The organism is Micromonospora sediminimaris (assembly GCF_016863575.1).
Classification (GTDB): Bacteria; Actinomycetota; Actinomycetes; order Mycobacteriales; family Micromonosporaceae; genus Micromonospora; species Micromonospora sediminimaris.
In genome coordinates this window covers 1-20,384 of sequence record NZ_BOPD01000046.1, presented here as the reverse complement: position 1 = coordinate 20,384, position 20,384 = coordinate 1, and the positions used below count along the sequence as shown (strand labels likewise).

Genomic DNA, 20,384 nt, shown 5'->3' with positions numbered 1-20,384 from the left:
CGGGTGCCGAACGCCCTGCTGGCCGGTGGCGTACAGTCGGCATGGCGCGGCCCTCGCGGCGAGTGGACCGGGGTGCGCAGCGGCACCGCGAAGGACGTCGGGCGGCTCCGACGCCGCACGGTCGTCGGGAGGGGGCATCGAGGACATGGCTGGCAACGGTGACCGTGCCGAGACCTGGACGACGGAGCTCCGCGAGCAGCAGAACGCCCTCGGCTCGGATCTGGGCCCGGCGGACCCGGCCGCCTACACCATGCGCAAGCCGATCCCGGAACCGATGCCCACCGATCGGCACGGGCCGGCCCGCATCATCGCGATGGCCAACCAGAAGGGCGGCGTCGGCAAGACCACCACGACCATCAACCTCGGCGCCGCACTTGCCGAGTACGGTCGCAAGGTGCTCCTGGTCGACTTCGACCCGCAGGGCGCCCTCTCCGTGGGGCTGGGCGTCAACCCACACAACCTGGACCTGTCGGTCTATAACCTGCTCATGCAGGACGACGTCACCGCCGACGACGTGCTCATCAAGACCGATGTGGCCGGGCTGCACCTGCTGCCGGCGAACATCGACCTCTCCGCCGCCGAGATCCAGCTGGTCAACGAGGTCGCCCGCGAGATGGCTCTGGCCCGGGTGCTCAAGAGCATCCGCAAGGAGTACGACTACATCCTGATCGACTGCCAGCCGTCACTCGGTCTGCTGGCGATCAACGCGTTGACCGTCGCGCACGGCGTGCTCATCCCGCTGGAGTGCGAGTTCTTCAGCCTGCGCGGCGTGGCGCTGCTGCTGGACACCATCGACAAGGTGCGTGAGCGGCTCAACTTCGACCTGGAACTCGAGGGGATCCTCGCCACCATGTACGACAGCCGCACCACGCACTGTCGTCAGGTGCTCCAACGGGTTGTCGAGGCGTTCGGCGACAAGGTCTACCAGACGGTGATCACCAAGACCGTGAAGTTCCCCGAGTCCACCGTCGCCGGCTCACCCATCACCACGCTCGACCCGGCGTCCTCGGGTGCCCGCAACTACCGTCAGCTGGCCCGCGAGGTGATCGCCGCGCAGGCCGAGCGGTAGGAGGCGCTGAACCGAGGTGTCCCGACCGTGGACTACCGTCGTCGGCGTGAGCGCCCCGCCCCTCGACCCGACCGCTGCGGCTGACCCGCCGCCGGTCGCGGCTGACCCACCCGTCCCGGACCCCGGCGGGGAGCCGATGATCGTGGCTCAGCCGGCGGTGCCAGCTGAGCCTGCGGTGCCGACAGGGCCTGCGGTGGCCGCGGAGCCGGCGGTGCCGACCGGGCCGGCGGTGGCCGCGGAGGCGGCGGAGGGCACCGGGTTCACCGTGCGGCTGGCCAACTTCACCGGCCCGTTCGACCTGCTGCTGCAACTGATCGGCAAGCACAAGCTCGACGTCACCGAGGTCGCTCTGCACCAGGTGACCGACGAGTTCATCGCCTACATCCGGGCCATGGGCGACGACTGGGACCTGGACGAGGCGAGCGAGTTCCTACTGGTCGCCGCGACCCTGCTCGACCTGAAGGCCGCCCGGCTGCTGCCCGCCGCCGAGGTCGAGGACCCGGAGGATCTGGCCCTGCTGGAGGCGCGGGACCTGCTCTTCGCCCGGCTGCTGCAGTACAAGGCATACAAGGAGGCGGCGGCGCACATCGCCGCACTGGAGGAGGTCGGCGGTCGGCGCTACCCGCGGGCCGTCACCCTCGAAGCCCGCTACGCCGAGGCGCTGCCCGACCTGGTGCTCGGCGTCGGCCCGCAACGGTTGCTCAAGCTGGCGGTGCGGGCGATGACCCCGAAACCGGTGCCCGAGGTGTCCGTCGCCCACGTGCACATGGTCCGGGTCAGCGTCCGGGAACACGCCGGCATCATCGCCGAACGGCTACGTCGGGCCGGCACCGCCAGCTTTTCGCTGCTCTGCGCCGACTGCGAGGCCACCCTGGAGGTGGTCGCCCGGTTCCTCGCCCTGCTGGAGTTGTACCGACAGGGTGTGGTGGCCTTCGTCCAGGAGCAGGCGCTGGAGGAGTTGACCGTGCGCTGGACAGGTCCCGCCGACGGCGGGCCGGCGCTGGCCATCGACGAGTACGCCGGGACACCACCCGAGCCGTCCTCGGGGCAGCCCGCTCCGGCCCCGGAGCCGTCCGCCAGCCCGACCGGCGAATTGTCCGACGGGCCGTCCACGGAGCTGTCCGACGAGTCGTCCCCGGAGCTGTCCGCCGGGCCGCAGGCGGGTGGCACCGTGGTGGCGGCCGAGAGCCCGGTTGGTGACGGTGCTGACGAGGGCGGTGTCGGGGGTGCTGGGGCCGACGAGGCTGAGGCGATGGGAACGACCGAGGAGCGTGCTGGATGAGCAACGAAGAGCGGCCGGACTCCCTGGCCGAGCAGGCCGCCGCCTGGATTCCACCGTGGCAGCGCCCGGCTCCCGCCCCACCAGAGGACTCCGCCCCAACCACCGAGCCCGGCCCAACCACCGAGCCCGGCCCAACCACCGAGCCCGGCCCGTCCACTGATCCCGGCCCGTCCACTGATCCGGCCTCGCCCGCCGATCCCGCTGCTCCAGCCACCGCCGCCTCGGTTGCGGTGGTGGAGGCCGCGGATCTTGGTGCGCAGGTGCCCATCCAGGGGCCGTTCCCGTCCAAGATCGAATTGGTCGAGGGGCGTGTTGGGGGAGAGGTTGCGGATGATGGGGGGACGGGGGAGGGGGTTCCGGATCTGGGGCGGAAGCGGTCAGGGGCGCGGGTCCGGCCGGTACCGGAGCCGGCACCGGAACTCGACGACACGGAGTTGCGCGGCGCGCTGGAGGCGATCCTGCTGGTGGTCGACGAACCGGTGAGCGAACTCGTCCTCGCCCAGGTGCTGGAGCAGCCGGCCGAGCGGATCGGCCCGATGCTGGACGAGATCGCCGCCAGCTTCACCGCCGCCGGCCACGGATTCGAGCTGCGTCGGGCGGCGGGCGGGTGGCGGCTGTACACCCGCCCGGAATACGCCACCTACGTCGAGCGGTTCATTCTCGACGGGCAGTCGGTCCGGCTGACCCAGGCCGCGCTGGAGACCCTGGCCGTGGTGGCGTACAAGCAGCCGGTGACCCGGTCGCGCATCTCCGCCATCCGTGGTGTCAACTGCGACGGGGTGATCCGTACCCTGGTCTCTCGCGGCCTGGTCGAGGAGTGCGGCACCGAGTCCGACAGCGGGGCCTACCTGTACCGGACGAGCACCCTGTTCCTGGAGAAGCTCGGCCTGAACAGCCTCGACGACCTGCCGCCCCTGGCCCCGTTCCTCCCCGACGACGTAGAAGAGCTTGCCGATGCCGCGCGATGACCGCACCCCCCGCCCCGACGCCCCCGTCTACACCGGTCCGGAACGTCTCCAGAAGGTGCTCGCCGCCGCCGGTGTCGGCTCCCGGCGTGCCTGCGAGGATCTGATCTTCCGTCGGCGGGTGACTGTCGACGGGCGAGTGGCGCAGCTCGGCGACAAGGTCGACCCGACCACGGCGGTCATCCACGTCGACGGCGAGCGGCTGGCGGCCGACACCCGGCTGGTGTACCTGGCGATGAACAAGCCGCGTGGGGTGGTTTCCACCATGGCGGACGAGAAGGGGCGTACCGCGCTCGCCGACTTTCTCGGCAACCGGGTCGAGCAGCGCGTCTACCACGTCGGGCGGCTCGACGCGGACAGCGAGGGCCTGCTGCTGCTCACCAACGACGGCAACCTGGCACACCGGCTGATGCACCCCTCCTACGGGGTGCCGAAAACCTACCTGTGTGAGGTTTCCGGCCCGATTCCCCGCAACCTCGGCAAGCGGTTGGCGGCCGGGGTCGAGCTGGAGGACGGACCGGTGACCGTCGACGCCTTCCGGGTGGTGGACAGTCTGGGGCGTACCGCTCAGGTCGAGCTGACTCTGCACGAAGGCCGCAAACACATCGTACGCCGACTGCTCGCGGAGGTCGGCCACCCCGTCAGCCGGCTGGTGCGTACCTCCATCGGGCCGATCCGGCTCGGCGACCTGCGTGCCGGGCGGACCCGGAGGCTTACCAACGCGGAGGTCGCCGCCCTGTTCAAGGCCGTGGGTGACTGAGGCGGCAGTCGCGGGTACGGCTGCGGGTAGGCTGCCTGACGGCCCGGCCGGTGGCGCTGCACGGCGCCGGGCATCATTGGACTTGTGTGGTCAACCGCTCGCGGTCGTCTCCGACGGATCGTGAGGTACGGGCTGAGGAGGACGACGGTGGAGGAAAACGTGCGGGCCGGGCGCTGCGTGGTCGCTGTGGACGGGCCGTCCGGTTCGGGTAAGTCCACCGTTTCCCGACGGCTCGCCACGAGCCTCGGCGGACGTTACCTCGACACGGGCGCGATGTACCGGGCGATCACCTGGGCGGTGCTGCGCTCCGGCGTCGACCTGACCGACGCGCAGGCGGTGGCGAAGGTCGCCGGCGAGGTCGATCTGCGCATCGGCACCGACCCCGCGGGGTACGGCGTGACTGTCGACGGGGTGAACGTCGAGACCGACATCCGTGGCCCCGAGGTGACCGCCGCAGTCTCGGCGGTGGCTGCCGTGCCGGCGGTCCGGGCGCTGCTGGTGGCCCGCCAACGGGACATGATCAACAAGGCCGGTCGGATCGTGGTCGAGGGACGGGACATCGGTTCCGTGGTGACGCCCGACGCCGACCTGAAGGTGTACCTGACCGCATCGGCGGCGGCACGTGCCGCGCGGCGGAGCGCCGAGAACGCCTCCGACGTCACCGCCACCGCCGCCGACCTGGCCCGACGTGACCAGCTGGACTCGACCCGCAAGGCCGACCCGCTGGCCCAGGCGCCGGACGCGGTGGTGCTCGACACCACCGAGCTCGGTATCGACGAGGTCGTGGCGCGCCTGCGGGCCCTACTTGCCGAACGGTCAGTGGCGTGAGTGACGACGGCTGGGTCGAGCTACGTGAGCCGGACCTGGACACCGAGGAGCAGACCGGTCCACAACCGGTGGTGGCCGTGGTCGGCCGCCCCAACGTGGGCAAGTCCACGCTGGTGAACCGCATCATCGGCCGCCGCCAGGCGGTGGTCGAGGACGTCCCGGGGGTCACCCGCGACCGGGTCCCCTACGACGCGCAGTGGTCCGGGCGGGCGTTCACCGTGGTGGACACCGGCGGTTGGGAACCGGACGCGAAGGATCGCGCCGCAGCGATCGCCGCCCAGGCCGAGACCGCCGTACTGACCGCCGACGTGGTGGTCTTCGTGGTCGACGCGACGGTGGGCTCCACCGACGTCGACGAGGCGGCGGTGAAGATGCTGCGCCGCAGCGCCAAACCGGTGATCCTGGTGGCCAACAAGGCCGACAACACCAACATCGAGCTGGAGGCCACCTCGCTGTGGTCACTCGGCCTCGGCGAACCGCACCCCGTCTCGGCACTGCACGGACGTGGTTCCGGTGACCTGCTCGACGCCATCCTGGCGGCGCTGCCGGAGGCGCCGAAGGTGGCGGAGTACCGCCCTCGGGGCCCGCGTCGGGTGGCGCTTGTGGGACGGCCGAACGTCGGCAAGTCCAGCCTGCTGAACCGCTTCTCCGGCGAGGAACGGGCGGTGGTCGACGCGGTCGCCGGCACCACCGTCGACCCGGTGGACAGCCTGGTCACCATCGGCGGCGACACCTGGCACCTGGTGGACACGGCCGGGCTGCGCAAGCGGGTCGGCCGGGCCAGCGGCACCGAGTACTACGCCAGCCTGCGTACCGCCTCCGCGATCGAGGCGGCCGAGGTGGCGGTGGTGCTGCTCGACTCCAGCGAGCCGATCAGCGAGCAGGACCAGCGGATCCTGTCCATGGTCACCGAGTCCGGCCGGGCGCTGGTGATCGCCTTCAACAAGTGGGACCTGGTCGATGCCGACCGCCGGTACTACCTGGACAAGGAGATCGATCGGGAGCTGCGTCGCATCCCGTGGGCAATCCGGCTGAACCTCTCGGCGAAGACCGGCCGGGCGGTCGACAAGCTCGCCGCAGCCCTGCACCGGGCGCTGGACAGCTGGGAGACCCGGATCCCCACCGCACAGCTCAACGCGTGGCTTACCGCTCTGGTCCAGGCCACCCCGCACCCGGTGCGGGGCGGTCGGGCACCACGGATCCTGTTCGCCACCCAGGCGGGGGTGGCCCCGCCGCGCTTCGTGCTCTTCACCACCGGTCCGCTGGACGCCGGCTACCAGCGCTTCGTCGAGCGCAAGCTGCGCGAGGAGTTCGGCTTCGAGGGCAGCCCGATCGAGATCTCGGTACGCCCCCGCAAGAAGCTCGGACCCGGCGGCCGCGGCAAGGCCCACGGCTGACCCTCGGCTCCCCGCTGCGCGCGAACCGCCCGAGTTAACCAGTTTCCTAGGACGCCCTAGCGGTGGTGGGGTACGTCATCGCGCCACGGCAGCCAGCTTTGGCGCGGCTCCAGCGCTACCGGGGTGCCAGGAGGGGTCGGTGCGAGCGGAGCGGAGCCTGCGCTAAGCTGTACCGGCTGTCGCGGGGAGATCCCTGTGGTGGCAATCGGGACGTGGCGCAGCTTGGTAGCGCACTTGACTGGGGGTCAAGGGGTCGTCGGTTCGAATCCGGCCGTCCCGACAGCGAGAGGGTTTCCGCAGGTCAGCGACTTGCGGGAGCCCTCTTTTCATTGCTTGGCATGGATGCCTGGTCTAGCGCGCCGCTGTTGGACTCCTTGACTCGGGCAGGTTGTCATGCCACTACTGGATCTTCAGAAACTCACCGTCGGGCTCTCCCGGACCTGGGCCGGGTTCCTCCGCGACTGGGACCGGTCCCTGCGGGCCGGGAACTATCCGGAGACCACCCGCTACAACTACCTCCTCGCCGCCGCGCAGCTGGGCCGGTATCTGGCAGAGCAGTCGCCGGATCCGGACGCCGCCGCTGCGGCGGAGGATCCGTGCGCGGTGACGCGGGCGCATGTGGAGGCATTCCAGGGTTGGATGATCGAGACCAGGTCCGCGTCGACGGCGGTGAACAAGCAGAAAGGGTTGCAGCAGTTCTTCAAGTGGCTGCTCCTCGACGAGGAGGCCATCGACCGGTCGCCGATGCAGCGGGTGCGGCAGCCGAAGACACCCCGCAAGCTGATCCCGGTCATGCGCGACGAGGACACCAGCAAGCTTCTCGACGCCTGCAAGGGCAAAGGCTTCGCGAACCTGCGCGACGAGGCGTTGATCCGGGTGTACTGCAACACCGGCGCCCGCCTGTCGGAGGTCGGCAACCTTCTGGTCGACGACGTGGACCTGCACACGGAGTCGGTGCGTTTCCACGGCAAGGGCGCCAAGGACCGGCGGGTGCGGTTCGGGCCCAAGACGGCCCGGGCGCTGTCGCGGTATCTGCGGGCCCGGGACAAGCACAAGGGCGCCGCCCTGCCACACCTGTGGCTGGCCGAACGAGGCACCGCAGCCTTGACGCCAAACGGCATCAAAATCCTGCCCAAACGGCTGGGCGCCGCGGCCGGCGTGGCGGACGTGCACGCCCACCGGTGGCGGCACAGCTTCGCCCACGAGTGGAAACGCGCCGGCGGCGACACCGGTTGAGGATGCTACTACCAGCGAGCCCGATTTGGTCGCCAGGGGCATCGGGATCTTCCACTTTCTTCTTGGCGTCCTTGCCGGGCGGTTGCCAAGCGTCCGGTGGGTTCTGCGAGCGCGGTCATCGTTTGCCGGGCAGGCTGATCGTGAGGCCAGCGGTACCCGGTGCTGGACCCGGCCCGACTACAGCAAGGCCGCCGACGTACTGACCCCGCCCTGTTCGCGATTTTGGACCGGGAGCACACCGCGTCACGGCGTTGCAGCACTCCCGCCAGGATTTCTGGCCAAGGTGGCGCAGGTCAGTGTCCGGATCGGGCTTGCCCCGAGCCGGCACCGGTGAGGTTCCCCCCGGGATGTGGACACCGGGTTATGCCGCGATCTGGTGCAGCGTAGTCGGTGTGAGGGTCTGTTCGTAGTCGGCGGGACTGAGATAGTCCAGCGCGCAGTGGCGTCGGCGGTGGTTGTAGAAGGCGATCCACCGGAACACGTCGCGGCGGGCGTCGGTCACGGTGGCCCAACGACGTCGGTCGACGTCGAGTTCACGTTTGAGTGTGGCGAAGAACGTCTCTGCCAGGGCGTTGTCGTACGACGAGCCGGTCCGCCCCATCGAGCGGCGCACGCCGTGGCGGCGGCAGGCGTCGGCGAAGGCGCCACTGCTGTATTGGGTGCCCCTGTCCGCGTGGAAGATCACCCCGTCGACCCGGCCGCCACGAGCGGCGACGGCGGCGTCGAGAGCGTCGATGACCAGGCCGGTGCGCATGTGGGTGTTGATCGACCAGCCGACCAGTCGGCGGGTGGCGATGTCGATGACCGTCGCCAGGAACAACCAGCCGGTCCTGACGCGTAGGTAGGTGATGTCGCCGCACCATCGCTGGTCCGGTGCGGCGGCGGTGAAGTCGCGGCCGATCAGGGTCCGGCACCGGCGGGGCGCCTGGGTCGGGGATCGTGGTGCGTTTGCGGCGGCGCAGATGCCGGCCCACCACGTCACGCTGTCGCATGATCCGCTCGACCCGCTTGCGGTTGACCCGCACGCTCTGACAGCGCAGCTCGGCGGTCACCCGCGGCGACCCGTAGGCGCCACCGGAGTGGGCGTGGACCACGGTGATCTGCTCGGCGAGGGTGTCCTCGTCGGCGGCGCGAGCCTGCCGGGCCGGCTCGCTGGCGCTCCAGCGGTAGAACCCGGAGCGGGAGACCGCCAGGATCCGGCACAGCCGCTTGACGCCGAAGGTGACGCGGTGGGTGGAGATGAACCGGAAGCGGCTGGTCACCGATCCATCTCCTTCGCGAAATAGGCGGCCGCCTTACGCAGGATCTCCTTCTCCTGCCGCAACTCAGCCACCTCACGCCGCAACCGGGCGATGTGTCCACATCTCAGGGGGGAGCCCACCGGTGGTCAATGAGCAGAAACAGGCAAGCTGCACCATCAGGCAGCGAAGGCGGTAGGCGACTCGACCAGCAGGTTCGCCAGGGTCGGTTATCTCAACGTTTGATGGAGCTGTAGAAGGGCCTCATCCCCAGTGTTCCTCCTGGTACTTGATGAGGTCGTCGCCGTGGAGTTGTTTGGTTGCGTTGCCTACGCGTACCCAGAGATCCGACGCGCTGGGGCCGCCCTTGGCCGGTTTGGCGAAGATGGGTCGGCCTGACGCTGCGACGCTGACCTGGCAGATCGTCTTTTCCTCGACCTGGGGAAACCGGATGCGTACGGTCGAGGCGGTCGGGGCGGAAAGATTGTCGTCGAGTAGCTGCCGGAGAAACAGCTCGTAGCCGTCGGTGTTCGGCTTCGTTCCGAGCGTAGTGAGGTCGCCCTCGATGCCGAGGACCTGGCCGTCGTCCTCGACGCCGATGAGCAGGACGCCGCCCTCGGCGTTGAGGAATCCGCATACCGTCTTGACGAGGATGTGCCCGAGCTTCGGGTCGTACTGGCTGGTATGGGGGTTCCATCGGGCGCTGGACTTGAATTCCGTCGTCTGGGATTCGCCTGCGGCGATGAGATCCTCGGCGGTCGTCGCTACGTACCGCTTGCGCTCGCCAGCGAGGGTGTTGAAGGCGTCCCGGACGACTCGGGCGATGAGCTGGCGGCGACGCTCGAGGAAGGTCGGGTAGTCCAGTTGCTCCCAACCCACCGGAAGCGCGTGCCAGCGGGACTGTCGAGCCAGGGTCTCCGGATCGATCGCCTCCGCGATGCGGGGCAGGTAGTCGCGCGGGGCGTCAGCGTTGTTCCGCTCAGCTGGCGGCCATTCGACGTACGCCATGTTCGCGATCGCGTTGATCTGCCGCGTCCCGGAGATGCCGAGTGACTCGAGGTGCTTGCGATGGAACAGGCGGTCACGTTCGACGGACCGTGGGGCCGAACCAGAGGGATCCAGTAGATCTTTGACGCGAAGGTCACTGAAGAGCACCTCGGCGTCGAGGATGTTCAGCGCGGCGAGATATGCAAAGAGCACGGGGGATCGAGACGACGACGTGTCGAGCCGGTTCGGCAATGAAATGTCCCAGTAATCCCCGGTGAAGTTGGCGGTGACGATGCGGTCGAGTTCCGCGACGAAGGCGGGTCCGTCGCTGGTCGCGAGGCCTGCAATCCGCCCGAGATCGGATTCGAGCTGCGACTCCGGCGAACTGGTGTAGCGGCCAGTGGTGTGTGCCATGAAGAACCAACGAGCGATGATCGGGCGCAGGGCCGACGCGTCCAGGCCGAAGTCGTGACGGCCGATCAGCCAGAGCGAATAGCTGAACAGCAACGCGTTGTCCGACGTGATCATCTTACGGCTGCGGAAGCCCGCAGTGGCCACGCACTTGAGGAACTCGTGCCAACTGGTCAGGTCGAGCGCCTTCTCCTGCGCTGCGGCAAGCCGCTCGAACTGCTGCTGGCGCCGCTCCGCGCTGACCCGGCCGGTCTCAAGGTCCTTGCCGCGCAGGATGTTGTAGACGTGCTGCAGACGGGCGCGGCGGAAGGCAACCGCGACGGCAACCCGCAACAGCTGGTCCGGACTGGGATCGAGGAACGGATTGCGCGGACTGGGCCCGGTGACCGTCGGGTCGACGGCAGCGCGGCTGAAGTCTTCTAGCTGCCGACGTCCCTTCTCCCAGTGCACGGACATGAGGGTGAGGATGAAGTCCGACTGGTTGAGCTGTACGCCCTCGGAGTTGATCCTGACAAAGATCTCGGCGACCTGCTCCTCGTTCGCCGAGGCGCCCAGCTCAACCACCTGGAACCGGAACTCGCGTAGATCACGCACGCGGTCAATGCGTTCCTCGAGGTCGTCCTTGTAGGCGTCCGACAGGCTCTCGTCGGCCGCTTGGTCCAGCCGGTCGAAGAACTGGCGCACAGTGGTCTTGTAGCCGCTGGACCAGAGCGTGGTGATGTCGGGGATGAAGTGCGCATCGCGCTCGATGGCGGCGTCTGTCACCTCGAAGGTCTGATCTTCCGGTCGGAAGGCGATGCGGATGCGACGCTGCTCGAACGATTTGGTCAGCACCGGCCGGCCGGTGAGCACGGCAAACAGCGACGTCAGCCGCTGCTGGCCGTCAACGATGAGGAGTTGCGGCGACCGGCCGGCGGACTCCATGCCGATCTGGCGGGTACCGACCTCCGCGCCGGTCTCCCAGAACATCAGCGTCCCGATGGGGTAGCCGCGGTACATCGAGTCGAACAGGTCCCGAGTCTTGGCGGCCGACCAGACGAAGGGGCGCTGAATATCCGGGAGGCCGATCCGTCCGACCTTGATGTCCTCGATCAGGTGATTCAGCGAATACCCGGTGTCACGGTACAAAGTGGGCGGCACAGCCGGTGCTCCTCGGGCGGATGGGCGATCGCGCATACGAAGCGTCGCGTTGGCAACTACTTCTACCACGCGCCATCCGGCGTCAAGTGCCCCGAATCTCCGCTGCGACCCGAGGATTCTCGGAGTTCGGTAGCGGCGAAAGTGGAAGGCCACAAAGCCGCATACGGGAGCCCAGCTCGATGACCCTGTCCCTATGATCGATAGGCCGTTTGCTGCCGGTTCAGGGGAGGTCGTGGATGACGCCGCGACAAGTAGCCTTGTTGACTGTGCCAGCGTCGCTCTGAAATCCGACTCTGCCGATGCTTGCGCGGCGGTTGCAGAACAACTCGCTCAAGTCGTTCGTGCGTGCCGGTGCTGCGGGCGGGTCTCGGCATGGCCGACGCCGCGCTGGGGCGGCAGGGCGTCAGCGGGCAGGAGGAGGCGTTCGGCCAGGGGTGGCCGGCCGAACGCGGCGTGTAGGGCTGGGTCGTTGTCGATCTTGCGGTGCAGGTCGGTGTGGATGTGGATGCGCAGTCCGCCGTTGACGGTGAGCAGACCGGTGTCGAACGCGACGTCGTGTGTCGGGCAGGCAGTGAGGCCGTTGGCGACGTCGAGGCGTTCGCGCGGGCTGCTGTTTCGCCACGGCTTGATGTGAGAGGCGACGAGCATCCGCGGGGCCCGTCGGTCGTCGACGGTCACTGACAGGCCGCAGAACACGCAGCGGTGTGCGTGATTGCGTAGTACGTCGCAGGCGAAGCGATGTTGCCCGACACGCGCTGCGGCGATCAGGAGTAGTTCGGTCATGTGGTCGGTGACCCCAGGGTGCTCCGTCTGGACGGCGTCGACGATGTCGCTGGTCCTCAGCTCGTCCTGGCCGAGCAGGATCAGCGGCGCGTCGTCGTGCTCCAGGTACAGAAAGTCGGGCAGGTTCTCGGCCGTGACGCCGACGTCGCGGGCCGCTCGCACGATGATCCGATACACGGATGCCAGCTCGTCCTGACCGCCGAGCAGGCGGGCGGCGACCTCCACCTCGTGTCGGGCACCGTTGCGGCGGCTGCCATCGAGATTGGCCATCTTCGCCAGGATGCTGCTGTTGGGACGTTTGAACAGCTGGGCCAGGCCGGGGACCGGCTCGTCGGCACGGTGCGCCGTCGACCCGCCATAGCGGCGGTGGTCGACCAGCAGGCTCGCGGCCAAGCACCGCAGCGTCTCCACCGGGGTGAAGGCGACTTGCCGACGGCCCTCGATCGCCCATGGGCGTACGACGATCGAGCGCCATTGGGCACGGGCTGCGGACGGGGTGATCGCGAGATGGTCCGCCGCCGTAGGCATTCACCCTCCCGCACGCCCGAGTCATCAGCCCTCAGCGTAGATCGTCGGCGTGCGATCCGGATGTCCACTTTGGCTGCGCCCGCGGGGAGACGGACCCGTGTGTGGTGCTCCGATGGCGCGAGCTGACCGGCCCTGGTGAGCTGGTTCAACATGTAGCCCCAAGCCCGACCTTCGCTGTCGGCATCCCGGTGCTGAAAGTTCGTACTGGCTCGGCCAGTCTGAAGCGGAAAGAGGCGGCATGGCTGCGGCGGGTAACTCGATGGCGGTCTATCGCCGGGAGTGGTGTTGCCGGGTAGGTTGCTGGGTTCGGAGTCGGTTCTCGGTTGGGGGTGGTTGATTCGTGTCGAGTGTGGAGGAGATCGCTGGCGAGTTGCGGGCGGTGACTGCGGGTCTGGAGCGGGCGCAGAGTCTCACCGCGGCGGCTGATCATCAGGTTCAGCAGGTCGCTGCCCGGGCTGTGGGTGCGGGGTTCGCGGCGGTCGCGGCGGGGATGGCGCGGGTTCGTGCCTCGATTTCCGCTGTTCAGGCGGGGCTGGGTGGGGCCGCTGGGACGGTGGGTGAGGCGGCTACCGCTGCCGCGAGTGTGCCTCGGGAGGCTGCCACTCCGCAGGAGACCATCTCCGGGTTGGCGCAGGTGCAGCAGGCGATCGCCGGTGCCCGTGAAGCCACAACGGCGACGATCGGTCATGTCAATCAGGCCCGGCAACTCGTCGGTACGGTGCTGCGGGGCGGGCAGCCGGGCCCACTTCTGCAGTCTCTTGACGGCGTCAAGCAGGTCCTGGTGCTGGTGGTGCAGCGTTGTGGCGCGGTGCAGCAGGCTGCGGAAGCGGCGATCGGGCAGGCGCGGGGATTGGGTTCGTCGGGAAACTGATCGGGGCTGGTCCTCCCACACCGGCCAGCCCCGCGCCCAAGACCCGCGGCGACACGCCTCGCGTCGCGTCCGAGCAGCAACAGAACGACCTTCCGGCGTGGGGGAGAACAGCCACAGGGGTCGAGAACGGCACGCCGACGGGTCCGCGTACCCGAGTCGGCGCCAGGACCGACGACAGCACCCGACGAGCTCTTGAGTTGGAGAACGAGTGCGCCGACACCGTCGCCGGCAAGGGTTACCGGGTGCATCAGAATCCCACAGGACAGCAGGTCGGCGACGCCCGTGACCGCACCGGCGACCGTGGTAACCCGGACAAGGACCCGGACTATCTGATCGAAGGGCACGTCTTCGACTGCTACTCACCGCAGGCCCGAACATCGGTGCGCAACGTGTGGAGCCAGGTCCGGGAGAAGATCGACGACGAGCAGACCCAGCGGGTGGTGCTCAACCTCAAGGACTGGGAAGGTGACGTGGTGGCGTTACGGCGTCAGTTCGACCACTGGCCGATCGACGGGCTGAAGGAACTGGCGGTGGTCACCCGCGACGGTACGATCCGTCAGATCGTCCGGCGAGACTGAGAGGGCGCCCTGATGGCCGTGGAGTTCCGCCTGGTCCTGGCCGGTGACCCGCCCGTCGCCGAGGTAGCTGCCCTGACCGCTGCCGACCCCCGCGAAGTCCCACGCCCCACCTCGAACCCTGCCCTGCTCTCCGCCCGCCTGTACGACCAACGCGGCTACGCCATCACCGTCCGCGCCGGAACGAACGGCTACTGGGAGGCCGAAACCGACGGCGAGGCCCGCTGGGAATGGGAACCCGCAAAGTACGTGTCCGTCACCTTCTCCATGCGCGCCGACGACATCGCCGCAAAGGGGATCCCCAACATGGTGGCGGCGGTCGGAAGGGTTCTCGCTGGCCGTGACGAGGACGCGGCGTTGGTGCAGGACGGCAACTACCTCCTGCTGACCCGCACCGACGGCGTCATCCGCACCCACCGCCCGGACTGGTGGCACCACTACCATGTCGACCGGTCCTTCATCGGCTAACCTTCGATATGTGCCGGATTGCGGCTCATCTGCCGGTGGCTGTCGCCTCGGCACGGCTCGGAGTCGGTCGGCGCCGTCGTTGTCTTCGGAGTCGTGCTGGCGTAGTTGGTCGGCGTGCTCGTCGAAGGGCTCGAGTCCGACGCTGCGGCGGCGTTCGTCGAGGTGTTGTAGAGCTCAGCGGTGCCGGAACTAGCCGAGCAGTGTACGTGCTCGCTGGCTCGGCTTCAAAGTCATGACCTTGAACGGGCAGTTCTTGTCGGTCAGCAAGGTGTACGCCTGGATGGCGCGATCGGCGGCATCCCGGGCTTGCTCCGCCGGTGTCATGCCCCTGCCGCGGTTGCGGAAGAGGGCACCGTAGAACGCGGAGCAGAAGACGCCGCTCTCGTGCCAGCCGATGACGGCGGAGGTGCCGATGTAGGTCACTTCTCCCTGAAGGCAGTCCCGCACCGCCTTCTGCCATACGCCGGTGCCGGTCTTGCAGCCGTCCGCGATGATGGCGCTCGTGGAGATGCCCTTGCTTTGGTCTGCCGCGACTTCTCCCAGGTGCTCCAACGAGATTTCGACCTTGCCGTCCGTGCTGCTGAACGTCGGCGTAACAGTGTGATCGCCGTGCGCCATGACGTGCAGGACGTCGCATGATGCGGTGAAGGCGGAGAGCACCGTGTCGGGGTTTCGCGATCGGACGAAGTCGATGTCGGCGATGGGTTCCTCGCACCCGGCGTTGATGTTCTGCAGTGTCGACTGCACGAAAGTCATCGCCGCGTCGAACGATGAATCCAACCCGAGGTCCAGCAGGCTCACTCTTCTGGGCTTCATTTGACCGTCCTCCCCGTACTCCGACCGCCGGCCGGCGAGTGGGATCGACTGTACGTGCGCGTCCTCGCCGTGTCGTTCGGGCAAGCGCCCCTTGGCCTCCTTCCTTCGGCGCAGATCAATCTCCATACGGCTGAACGTGCGGGCCGGAGAGGCCGAAGCGTGCCTATGCTCTCGGGAATAGGGCGAGGCGGCGGTCGGAGCCAGCCGCGCTGGGCGAGTCGGGGGCGTGCGGTGCTCTTCAAGGTAGGCGACATCGTTGCCGTGCATGCCGATACCAGCCGCATCGGACCGGTCATCGAAGTCCTTCAGAATGCCGACAGGTTCGGCCGCAACCGCGTCTTCCACGGTCCAGGAAACATGCGCGAGTATGCCGGAGACAGGCTCGTGCTGGCAGCGGCGCAACACGCGCTACCCGAAGACGGCCTGTCTCCCGAGGAGTTCAGAGCCAGACTGGTCGCCGCCCGTTTGAGCCACCCGCTGACTGACCACGTCTACTCGCTACGGGCGGCGCAGATCAGGGTCGGCTGATCGTGACCATGAGAGAGGCAGCCGGCACAGCGCGGCCATCTCCATGCAACGAGCGAACCACTGGAGGGCGTAGGTTGAATACCGTAAGGGCGAGAATCTGGCAATTCAGGCTGGAGCAGAATGCCGAAGTTGTGGCTACCATCGTCGGGCAAGGCGACTTGTCCGTCGGTCTTGCGCGCCTCGTTCACATCAATGCAATGGCGTGCGACCTGCGCAAGGTTCTCGACTACAGGACAAAGCAACTTGAGGCGCGTCTACTCGTCAGCTACCTTGACGCGCCAGGGGTCGGGAATCCTCTGCGGCTCGATGATCGCGCCTTTGGCGCGAGTTCGCGCCACATACGCGGCTTTGTCAGCGAGTGCTCCGGTCTTGGAATGCTCACCGCTGCGAGTGAGGTGATCTTTGCCTGGCGGCAGGGAGTCCACGATCTGCACAACTTCGATGCGCTCCCCATGCAGTTGCTTCGAGATTATCCTGCCAAGGGTGTACGCCCGGACCTGCTGTTCCATCTGCCTGAAGGGCCAGTTGCGGGCGAGGCCCGTGGTCGCTATCGTCCCGCAAAGCAACTCCTCCCGACCCACCCGCTCAGTTCGCAAAAGAACCGGCTACGGGAACTTGCAAATTGGTCCGCTAGCCACAGCGATCACCCGTACTTCATGAGCTGGTTCTATATTGGGCCGTCGGGAGTGGCGGTGGACATCTTTCTCCCCAACCACCACCGCTGGCATAACGACCTGGCGAAGGTGCCGGCATTCGAGGAACACATCGAAGATCAGGACGATGCGCAGGAATGGCGCTTTCCGCTACGGGAAGAGTTGCCCAGGTCGAGGCGACCGCCTTCGCCCCAACGTCGACCACCAGACGAGGCGGACGCAATGGAGTTGGAGGACGAAGTGTTCAGGCGCTCAGGTTGGCCCGCGCTGGCGCAAGAGGCCGAGCGTGTACGTACTCCGCAGGAGCAGGCCGTGGAGGTGATGAACAGGCTCTATGATTCAGCCCCCGAGGCTGGAGCCGAGTGGGCACTGGGTGGCATTCCGGTTCGGGGAACATGGGCATTTGCTGATCAACTAGGCGACGCACGGTACGAGATTCTGCTCGGGGTGCTGGCAGGAGGGCCTAGACGCCGGGTCGATGTGAAACGAAGGCTTGCGCAGGCTGAAGAAGGGCTCGACGTCTGTCTCGACGGACGGCTTCTCACGGTCGTCCGACCAGTCGTAGCACCCAGACCAGAGTGGGCGGAACTCGAACGAGTGCTGCTGGACGATCGTCAGGGCTGACAGACGAACAGGGAGCGCCGAACTGTCCCCCTGAGATTGGACCCTCAGACTGGACGTTGGTTCAGAGGAAGGGGTGTCCCTGTTGTGTTGTCCATCGAAGTACACGGAAAGTTCCAGCGTGACGCGGTTGACCTGGTGCACTCGTCGGGGCAGCCGATCAACCAGGTCGCCCGTGAGCTCGGAATGAGTCACGAGACCCTGGCGGAACTGGGTCCGTAAGCGGGAGCGGTAGACCGGTACGGGTCCGGCGACCGCCAGGAAACCGACGCCACCTGCCTGAACGGCCGCACGATGGAAAGAGCGTTGGCGTCGGATGCGCCGGGTACTGAGGTGAATGTTTCGGCCCGTCCGGGGGATTCCACCGATTCATTGGGCGCGCGGAGACTGGCGGCGTGAAGTCCGTTGCGTGGTCTGGGGATCCGGCCGGTGAGGTGGAGGGGCTCGTCGTGCGGCTGGCGGCGCTTGACGGTGATGCCTATCGCGAGCGGCCGCTCGATCGGGTGAGGGTTGTTGTCGGATCCGACATGCCCGACGCGGAGCGGCGGTTCCAGGCGCTTGTCGGACGAATACCGGTACGTGCCGATGTGGTCATTACCGCGTGCCCGCTCGCACAGACGGTCCCCGATGCCGATCTCGTGGTGTTGATGACGAACGCGAATGGGCCTCTGAAGGACGACGAGGTGCAGTTCCTGCAGCGCGCGGCCGTGATGCTGTCGGAGCCGCCGTTTGTGGTGCTGTCTCCGGTGGGTTCGGCAGCCGCCGACGGGGTAGCGCAGGTGTCGACGGTGGTGAGGAGGCAGGTCACGACGCTGGACGGACCTGGCGCTGCGTCATGGGTGTTCCCGGTTGCGGCGGCGGAGCCGGGCCGGCCCGGGTTCCGGACGTTCGAGCGGGCGATGACTGTTGCCCTTCGGCGGCGGCGACTGGCCGCCCTCGTCCGCGCGATGTCGTCGATGACCTCGACGATCGTGATGCTTCATGAGTCGGCGAGCCGCCGGCTTGCCGCCGGAATCACGGGCCGTTCAGACGTCGACCGGCTCCGGCGGTCGACGGCCGATGACTTCGACACTGCCCAGACCCGGTTGTTGGCTCTGGTCGATCGCAGGTTCGACGAGGCGTGGCGCGCGTTCCAACGCGAACACCTCGCCGGGCCGCGTCTGCTGTTCCACACCGGCGCAGCGGAGGCAGCGTTCGTTGGTGCGTTCCGGTCCGCCCTCGATGACGTGGCGTCGGCCGCGGACACCGCGTCGATAAAGCTGTGGACCCGGCTCAGGACGCGCGCGCCCGTCGATGTGTCCGAGCGGATGCTGGTCAGCGCGCCAGTGGTGCGGCCTCCGCTCGCCTCGTTTGGCAGTGGGACGCTCACCGGCTTCGTCGTCGGTGCCCTCTTCCGTCGCGCCGCGATCAAGGAGGAGCTGTCGAGGTCGTGGGAGCATCAGGTGGCGCGGCTGCGCGACGTGCTTAGCAAGGCGTTCGACCGTTTCCGCGACGACGCGGATGCCCTGTTCGACCAGCTCACGGTGGACGTGGAGCGGCACGCCGAGCTGACCGACATCCGCGAGCGGCTGGGGCACCTCGCCGCCGAGATCAATGACCGGTCCGCTGACCTGCGCTGGAGCTCGCGGTCGGGGGAGGTCGTAGCCTCGCCGGCCGGTCGGCTACTGCGGTACGAGGTGCGGGATGACGTTGTGCTCTACGACGCCTCGCCGGACGGAAACGTGGTCAGCTGGACCAGCCGGGTCGACGTCACCGCGTTCCTGGACCTCTGTCGAAGCTTGGCCGACAGCGAGTCCGACGCGCACGCCACGATCACGGTCGACGGACACCGCTACACCGGGCCTGCGCGCGAGACCGTCGCCTACGTGACCCGGTTCGACCTCACCGCGTGTGACTTTGCGCGGGTGGACCTACAGCTGGTCGACCTCGCGTACCACCGGATGCCGGACGAGCCGAACGCCATCGTTAGCGTGGTCAGTGCCGGGCCGTTCGGGCCGGAGCTGGCCGACGTCGCCGCCCGGACCGCGTCGCCGGACGTCGCCACGGCGGTGCTGGACGTGTCGCCGCTGCATGGCTTCTACGATCGGGAGAGTGACGAAGATGGGTAAGGCGCCCGGGCCCGACGAGAAGTGCCGTGCGGAGGCGGTGAACCGACCCGGCTGGCTGACGGTCCACACGTATGCCGTGTGTGAGGCAGAGCCCTGCGTGGTCAACGGGTCCGGGGAGATCCATCGCGTGGTCGTCGTCAGCGACTCGCCGTTGCAGTACCGGGTCACGGTCCGCGGGCGGTGCGTGACCGACGGTGTCGCCTACGTGGACAGCGGGGAATGGGCTCCGGGCGCCCTGCATCTCGACGGCCGGCGCAAACGCCGTGTCGCCCGCACACAGCAGGCCGACGGCCAACTCGTCGCGGTACACAAGCGCGACAACGAGTCCGTGGAGGTGTCGGTGTCATGGGCAAGTGTCGGATACAAGGGTGCCGGTGAGCTCGACGCACCCCTGACCATCCAACTCGACACGCGACCATCCGCGCCGTAATGGCCGAAGTTCTCCCGTTCCTGGCCGCGGTCGTCATGTTCCTCGCCAGCCCGGTGCTGGTCAAGCGCGCCAAACGGCAGGTGACGGCCTGGATCGCCGAGGCCCGCCCGTATGCCGACGTCCCGCCGGACCAGATCCCGGATTACCTGGCACCGGAGCAGATCGACGCCTACCTGGAGTACGCCGCGGACGTCGTGCAGACCATCCCCGCGATCACGCTGACCGCCGTCGGTGTCGTGTTAGCCCTGCCGGACTCACTCTCGCCTCCGGCCGTGGCGGCCATCGTGCTCACCGTCGTCATGGTGGTGCTGCTCGTCGACAGCGCGGTGCTGGGCATGGCACCGCACACATACCTTCGAAGCAAACTCCTGCGACTCTCGCCGATCGCGCTCGTGGGCATCGCGGTCAACCTGGTGGGCACCATGGTGGTCGCAATCTCATGATTTCCGCTCTGCGCACCGCGTTCGCACAGGTGTGCCGTGTGCGTCCGTTCGGAGGGTGATGGTGGGGCAACCGACACTGTTCCTGACCGTGGGGCTCCCCTGCACTGGAAAGACCACGGCCGCTCGGCACATCGAGATCGAGCAGGATGCGCTGCGCCTGACGAAGGACGAGTGGGTGAAGGCCCTCTACGGCCACGAGAATCCGCCTTCGGCCGGGGACGTGATCGAGGGACGGCTCCTCCAGATT

Annotated in this window: 21 protein-coding genes, 1 tRNA gene and 1 pseudogene; 17 read left to right on the top strand and 6 right to left on the bottom strand. The window is 68.0% G+C overall.

All coding sequences use genetic code 11. The annotated features are described in order from the left end of the window. The first annotated feature begins 145 nt into the window (after positions 1-145). From Vse01_RS27110 to Vse01_RS27075, 8 genes are all read left to right on the top strand, one after another. The gene (locus Vse01_RS27110) at positions 146-1,069 is read left to right on the top strand and encodes a ParA family protein (protein WP_093409734.1); all 924 of its coding nucleotides are present in this window, start codon (positions 146-148) and stop codon (positions 1,067-1,069) included. A gap of 136 nt (positions 1,070-1,205) precedes the next feature. Then, the gene (locus Vse01_RS29515) at positions 1,206-2,351 is read left to right on the top strand and encodes a segregation and condensation protein A (RefSeq protein ID WP_373870728.1); all 1,146 of its coding nucleotides are present in this window, start codon (positions 1,206-1,208) and stop codon (positions 2,349-2,351) included. Continuing rightward, a complete protein-coding gene (gene scpB, locus Vse01_RS27100) occupies positions 2,348-3,319 on the top strand; it encodes an SMC-Scp complex subunit ScpB (RefSeq protein ID WP_093409731.1) in 972 nt (323 codons plus the stop codon). Before Vse01_RS29515 ends, scpB begins: the two co-directional genes overlap by 4 nt. Then, complete coding sequence (locus tag Vse01_RS27095) at positions 3,306-4,076, top strand: pseudouridine synthase (RefSeq protein WP_093409729.1); 771 nt, start codon at positions 3,306-3,308, stop codon at positions 4,074-4,076. Before scpB ends, Vse01_RS27095 begins: the two co-directional genes overlap by 14 nt. A 147-nt stretch (positions 4,077-4,223) precedes the next feature. Continuing rightward, positions 4,224-4,904: a (d)CMP kinase gene (cmk, locus tag Vse01_RS27090; RefSeq protein ID WP_093409726.1), complete on the top strand. Its 681-nt coding sequence runs from the start codon at positions 4,224-4,226 to the stop codon at positions 4,902-4,904. Beyond that, positions 4,901-6,301 carry a ribosome biogenesis GTPase Der gene (gene der / locus Vse01_RS27085; protein WP_093409723.1) on the top strand — a complete coding sequence of 467 codons (1,401 nt, stop codon included), beginning with the start codon at positions 4,901-4,903 and terminating at the stop codon, positions 6,299-6,301. The genes cmk and der overlap by 4 nt, the downstream gene beginning before the upstream one ends. 206 nt (positions 6,302-6,507) lie before the next feature. Further along, positions 6,508-6,581, top strand: a tRNA-Pro gene (locus tag Vse01_RS27080). Positions 6,582-6,694: 113 nt separating this feature from the next. Beyond that, on the top strand, positions 6,695-7,537 hold the full coding sequence (locus tag Vse01_RS27075) for a tyrosine-type recombinase/integrase (RefSeq protein ID WP_093409721.1): 843 nt from the start codon (positions 6,695-6,697) through the stop codon (positions 7,535-7,537). A gap of 361 nt (positions 7,538-7,898) precedes the next feature. On the opposite strand, the gene Vse01_RS27070 is transcribed toward Vse01_RS27075, so the two are convergent. The 5 genes and pseudogenes from Vse01_RS27070 to Vse01_RS27055 form a co-directional block, all read right to left on the bottom strand. Further along, a complete protein-coding gene (locus Vse01_RS27070) occupies positions 7,899-8,519 on the bottom strand; it encodes an IS3 family transposase (RefSeq protein WP_093409718.1) in 621 nt (206 codons plus the stop codon). A 28-nt stretch (positions 8,520-8,547) separates the two neighbouring features. After that, positions 8,548-8,631 (bottom strand): annotated as a pseudogene (locus tag Vse01_RS29895) (hypothetical protein); the annotation flags it as partial. 164 nt (positions 8,632-8,795) lie between these two features. After that, a complete protein-coding gene (locus Vse01_RS29675) occupies positions 8,796-8,918 on the bottom strand; it encodes a hypothetical protein (RefSeq protein ID WP_275415544.1) in 123 nt (40 codons plus the stop codon). 121 nt (positions 8,919-9,039) lie between these two features. After that, on the bottom strand, positions 9,040-11,313 hold the full coding sequence (locus Vse01_RS27060) for a GmrSD restriction endonuclease domain-containing protein (protein ID WP_093409716.1): 2,274 nt from the start codon (positions 11,311-11,313) through the stop codon (positions 9,040-9,042). A gap of 330 nt (positions 11,314-11,643) precedes the next feature. After that, entirely contained in the window at positions 11,644-12,624 is a 981-nt protein-coding gene (locus Vse01_RS27055; RefSeq protein ID WP_093409713.1) for an HNH endonuclease, read from the bottom strand. A 340-nt stretch (positions 12,625-12,964) separates the two neighbouring features. Here Vse01_RS27055 and Vse01_RS27050 point away from each other — a divergent pair, with 340 nt between their 5' ends. The 3 genes from Vse01_RS27050 to Vse01_RS27040 all read left to right on the top strand — a co-directional run bounded on the left by Vse01_RS27050 (position 12,965) and on the right by Vse01_RS27040 (position 14,538). Further along, positions 12,965-13,495 carry a DUF6244 family protein gene (locus Vse01_RS27050; protein WP_093409710.1) on the top strand — a complete coding sequence of 177 codons (531 nt, stop codon included), beginning with the start codon at positions 12,965-12,967 and terminating at the stop codon, positions 13,493-13,495. 197 nt (positions 13,496-13,692) lie between these two features. Beyond that, positions 13,693-14,073 (top strand): CdiA C-terminal domain-containing protein, encoded by a 381-nt coding sequence (locus Vse01_RS27045; protein WP_093409708.1) that lies wholly within the window; start codon positions 13,693-13,695, stop codon positions 14,071-14,073. A 12-nt stretch (positions 14,074-14,085) separates the two neighbouring features. Further along, positions 14,086-14,538, top strand: coding sequence for a SitI3 family protein (locus tag Vse01_RS27040; RefSeq protein ID WP_093409705.1), 453 nt, complete (start codon positions 14,086-14,088; stop codon positions 14,536-14,538). A gap of 189 nt (positions 14,539-14,727) precedes the next feature. Here the strand turns inward: Vse01_RS27040 and Vse01_RS27035 are convergent, their stop codons facing one another. Then, on the bottom strand, positions 14,728-15,480 hold the full coding sequence (locus Vse01_RS27035; RefSeq protein ID WP_232511421.1) for a hypothetical protein: 753 nt from the start codon (positions 15,478-15,480) through the stop codon (positions 14,728-14,730). Between the two features lie 105 nt (positions 15,481-15,585). Here Vse01_RS27035 and Vse01_RS27030 point away from each other — a divergent pair, with 105 nt between their 5' ends. From Vse01_RS27030 to Vse01_RS27005, 6 genes are all read left to right on the top strand, one after another. Further along, positions 15,586-15,882: a hypothetical protein gene (locus Vse01_RS27030; RefSeq protein WP_093409703.1), complete on the top strand. Its 297-nt coding sequence runs from the start codon at positions 15,586-15,588 to the stop codon at positions 15,880-15,882. Between the two features lie 74 nt (positions 15,883-15,956). Then, positions 15,957-17,159, top strand: coding sequence for a hypothetical protein (locus tag Vse01_RS27025; RefSeq protein ID WP_139233235.1), 1,203 nt, complete (start codon positions 15,957-15,959; stop codon positions 17,157-17,159). Positions 17,160-17,605: 446 nt separating this feature from the next. After that, positions 17,606-19,264, top strand: coding sequence for a P-loop NTPase family protein (locus Vse01_RS27020; protein ID WP_139233234.1), 1,659 nt, complete (start codon positions 17,606-17,608; stop codon positions 19,262-19,264). Continuing rightward, positions 19,248-19,694, top strand: a complete 447-nt coding sequence (locus tag Vse01_RS27015) for a hypothetical protein (RefSeq protein WP_139233233.1) — start codon at positions 19,248-19,250, stop codon at positions 19,692-19,694. The genes Vse01_RS27020 and Vse01_RS27015 overlap by 17 nt, the downstream gene beginning before the upstream one ends. After that, the gene (locus tag Vse01_RS27010) at positions 19,694-20,137 is read left to right on the top strand and encodes a hypothetical protein (RefSeq protein WP_093409690.1); all 444 of its coding nucleotides are present in this window, start codon (positions 19,694-19,696) and stop codon (positions 20,135-20,137) included. Before Vse01_RS27015 ends, Vse01_RS27010 begins: the two co-directional genes overlap by 1 nt. A gap of 58 nt (positions 20,138-20,195) precedes the next feature. Continuing rightward, the coding region (locus Vse01_RS27005; RefSeq protein ID WP_204019268.1) for a P-loop nucleotide/nucleoside kinase family protein at positions 20,196-20,384 on the top strand (189 nt) is incomplete at its 3' end.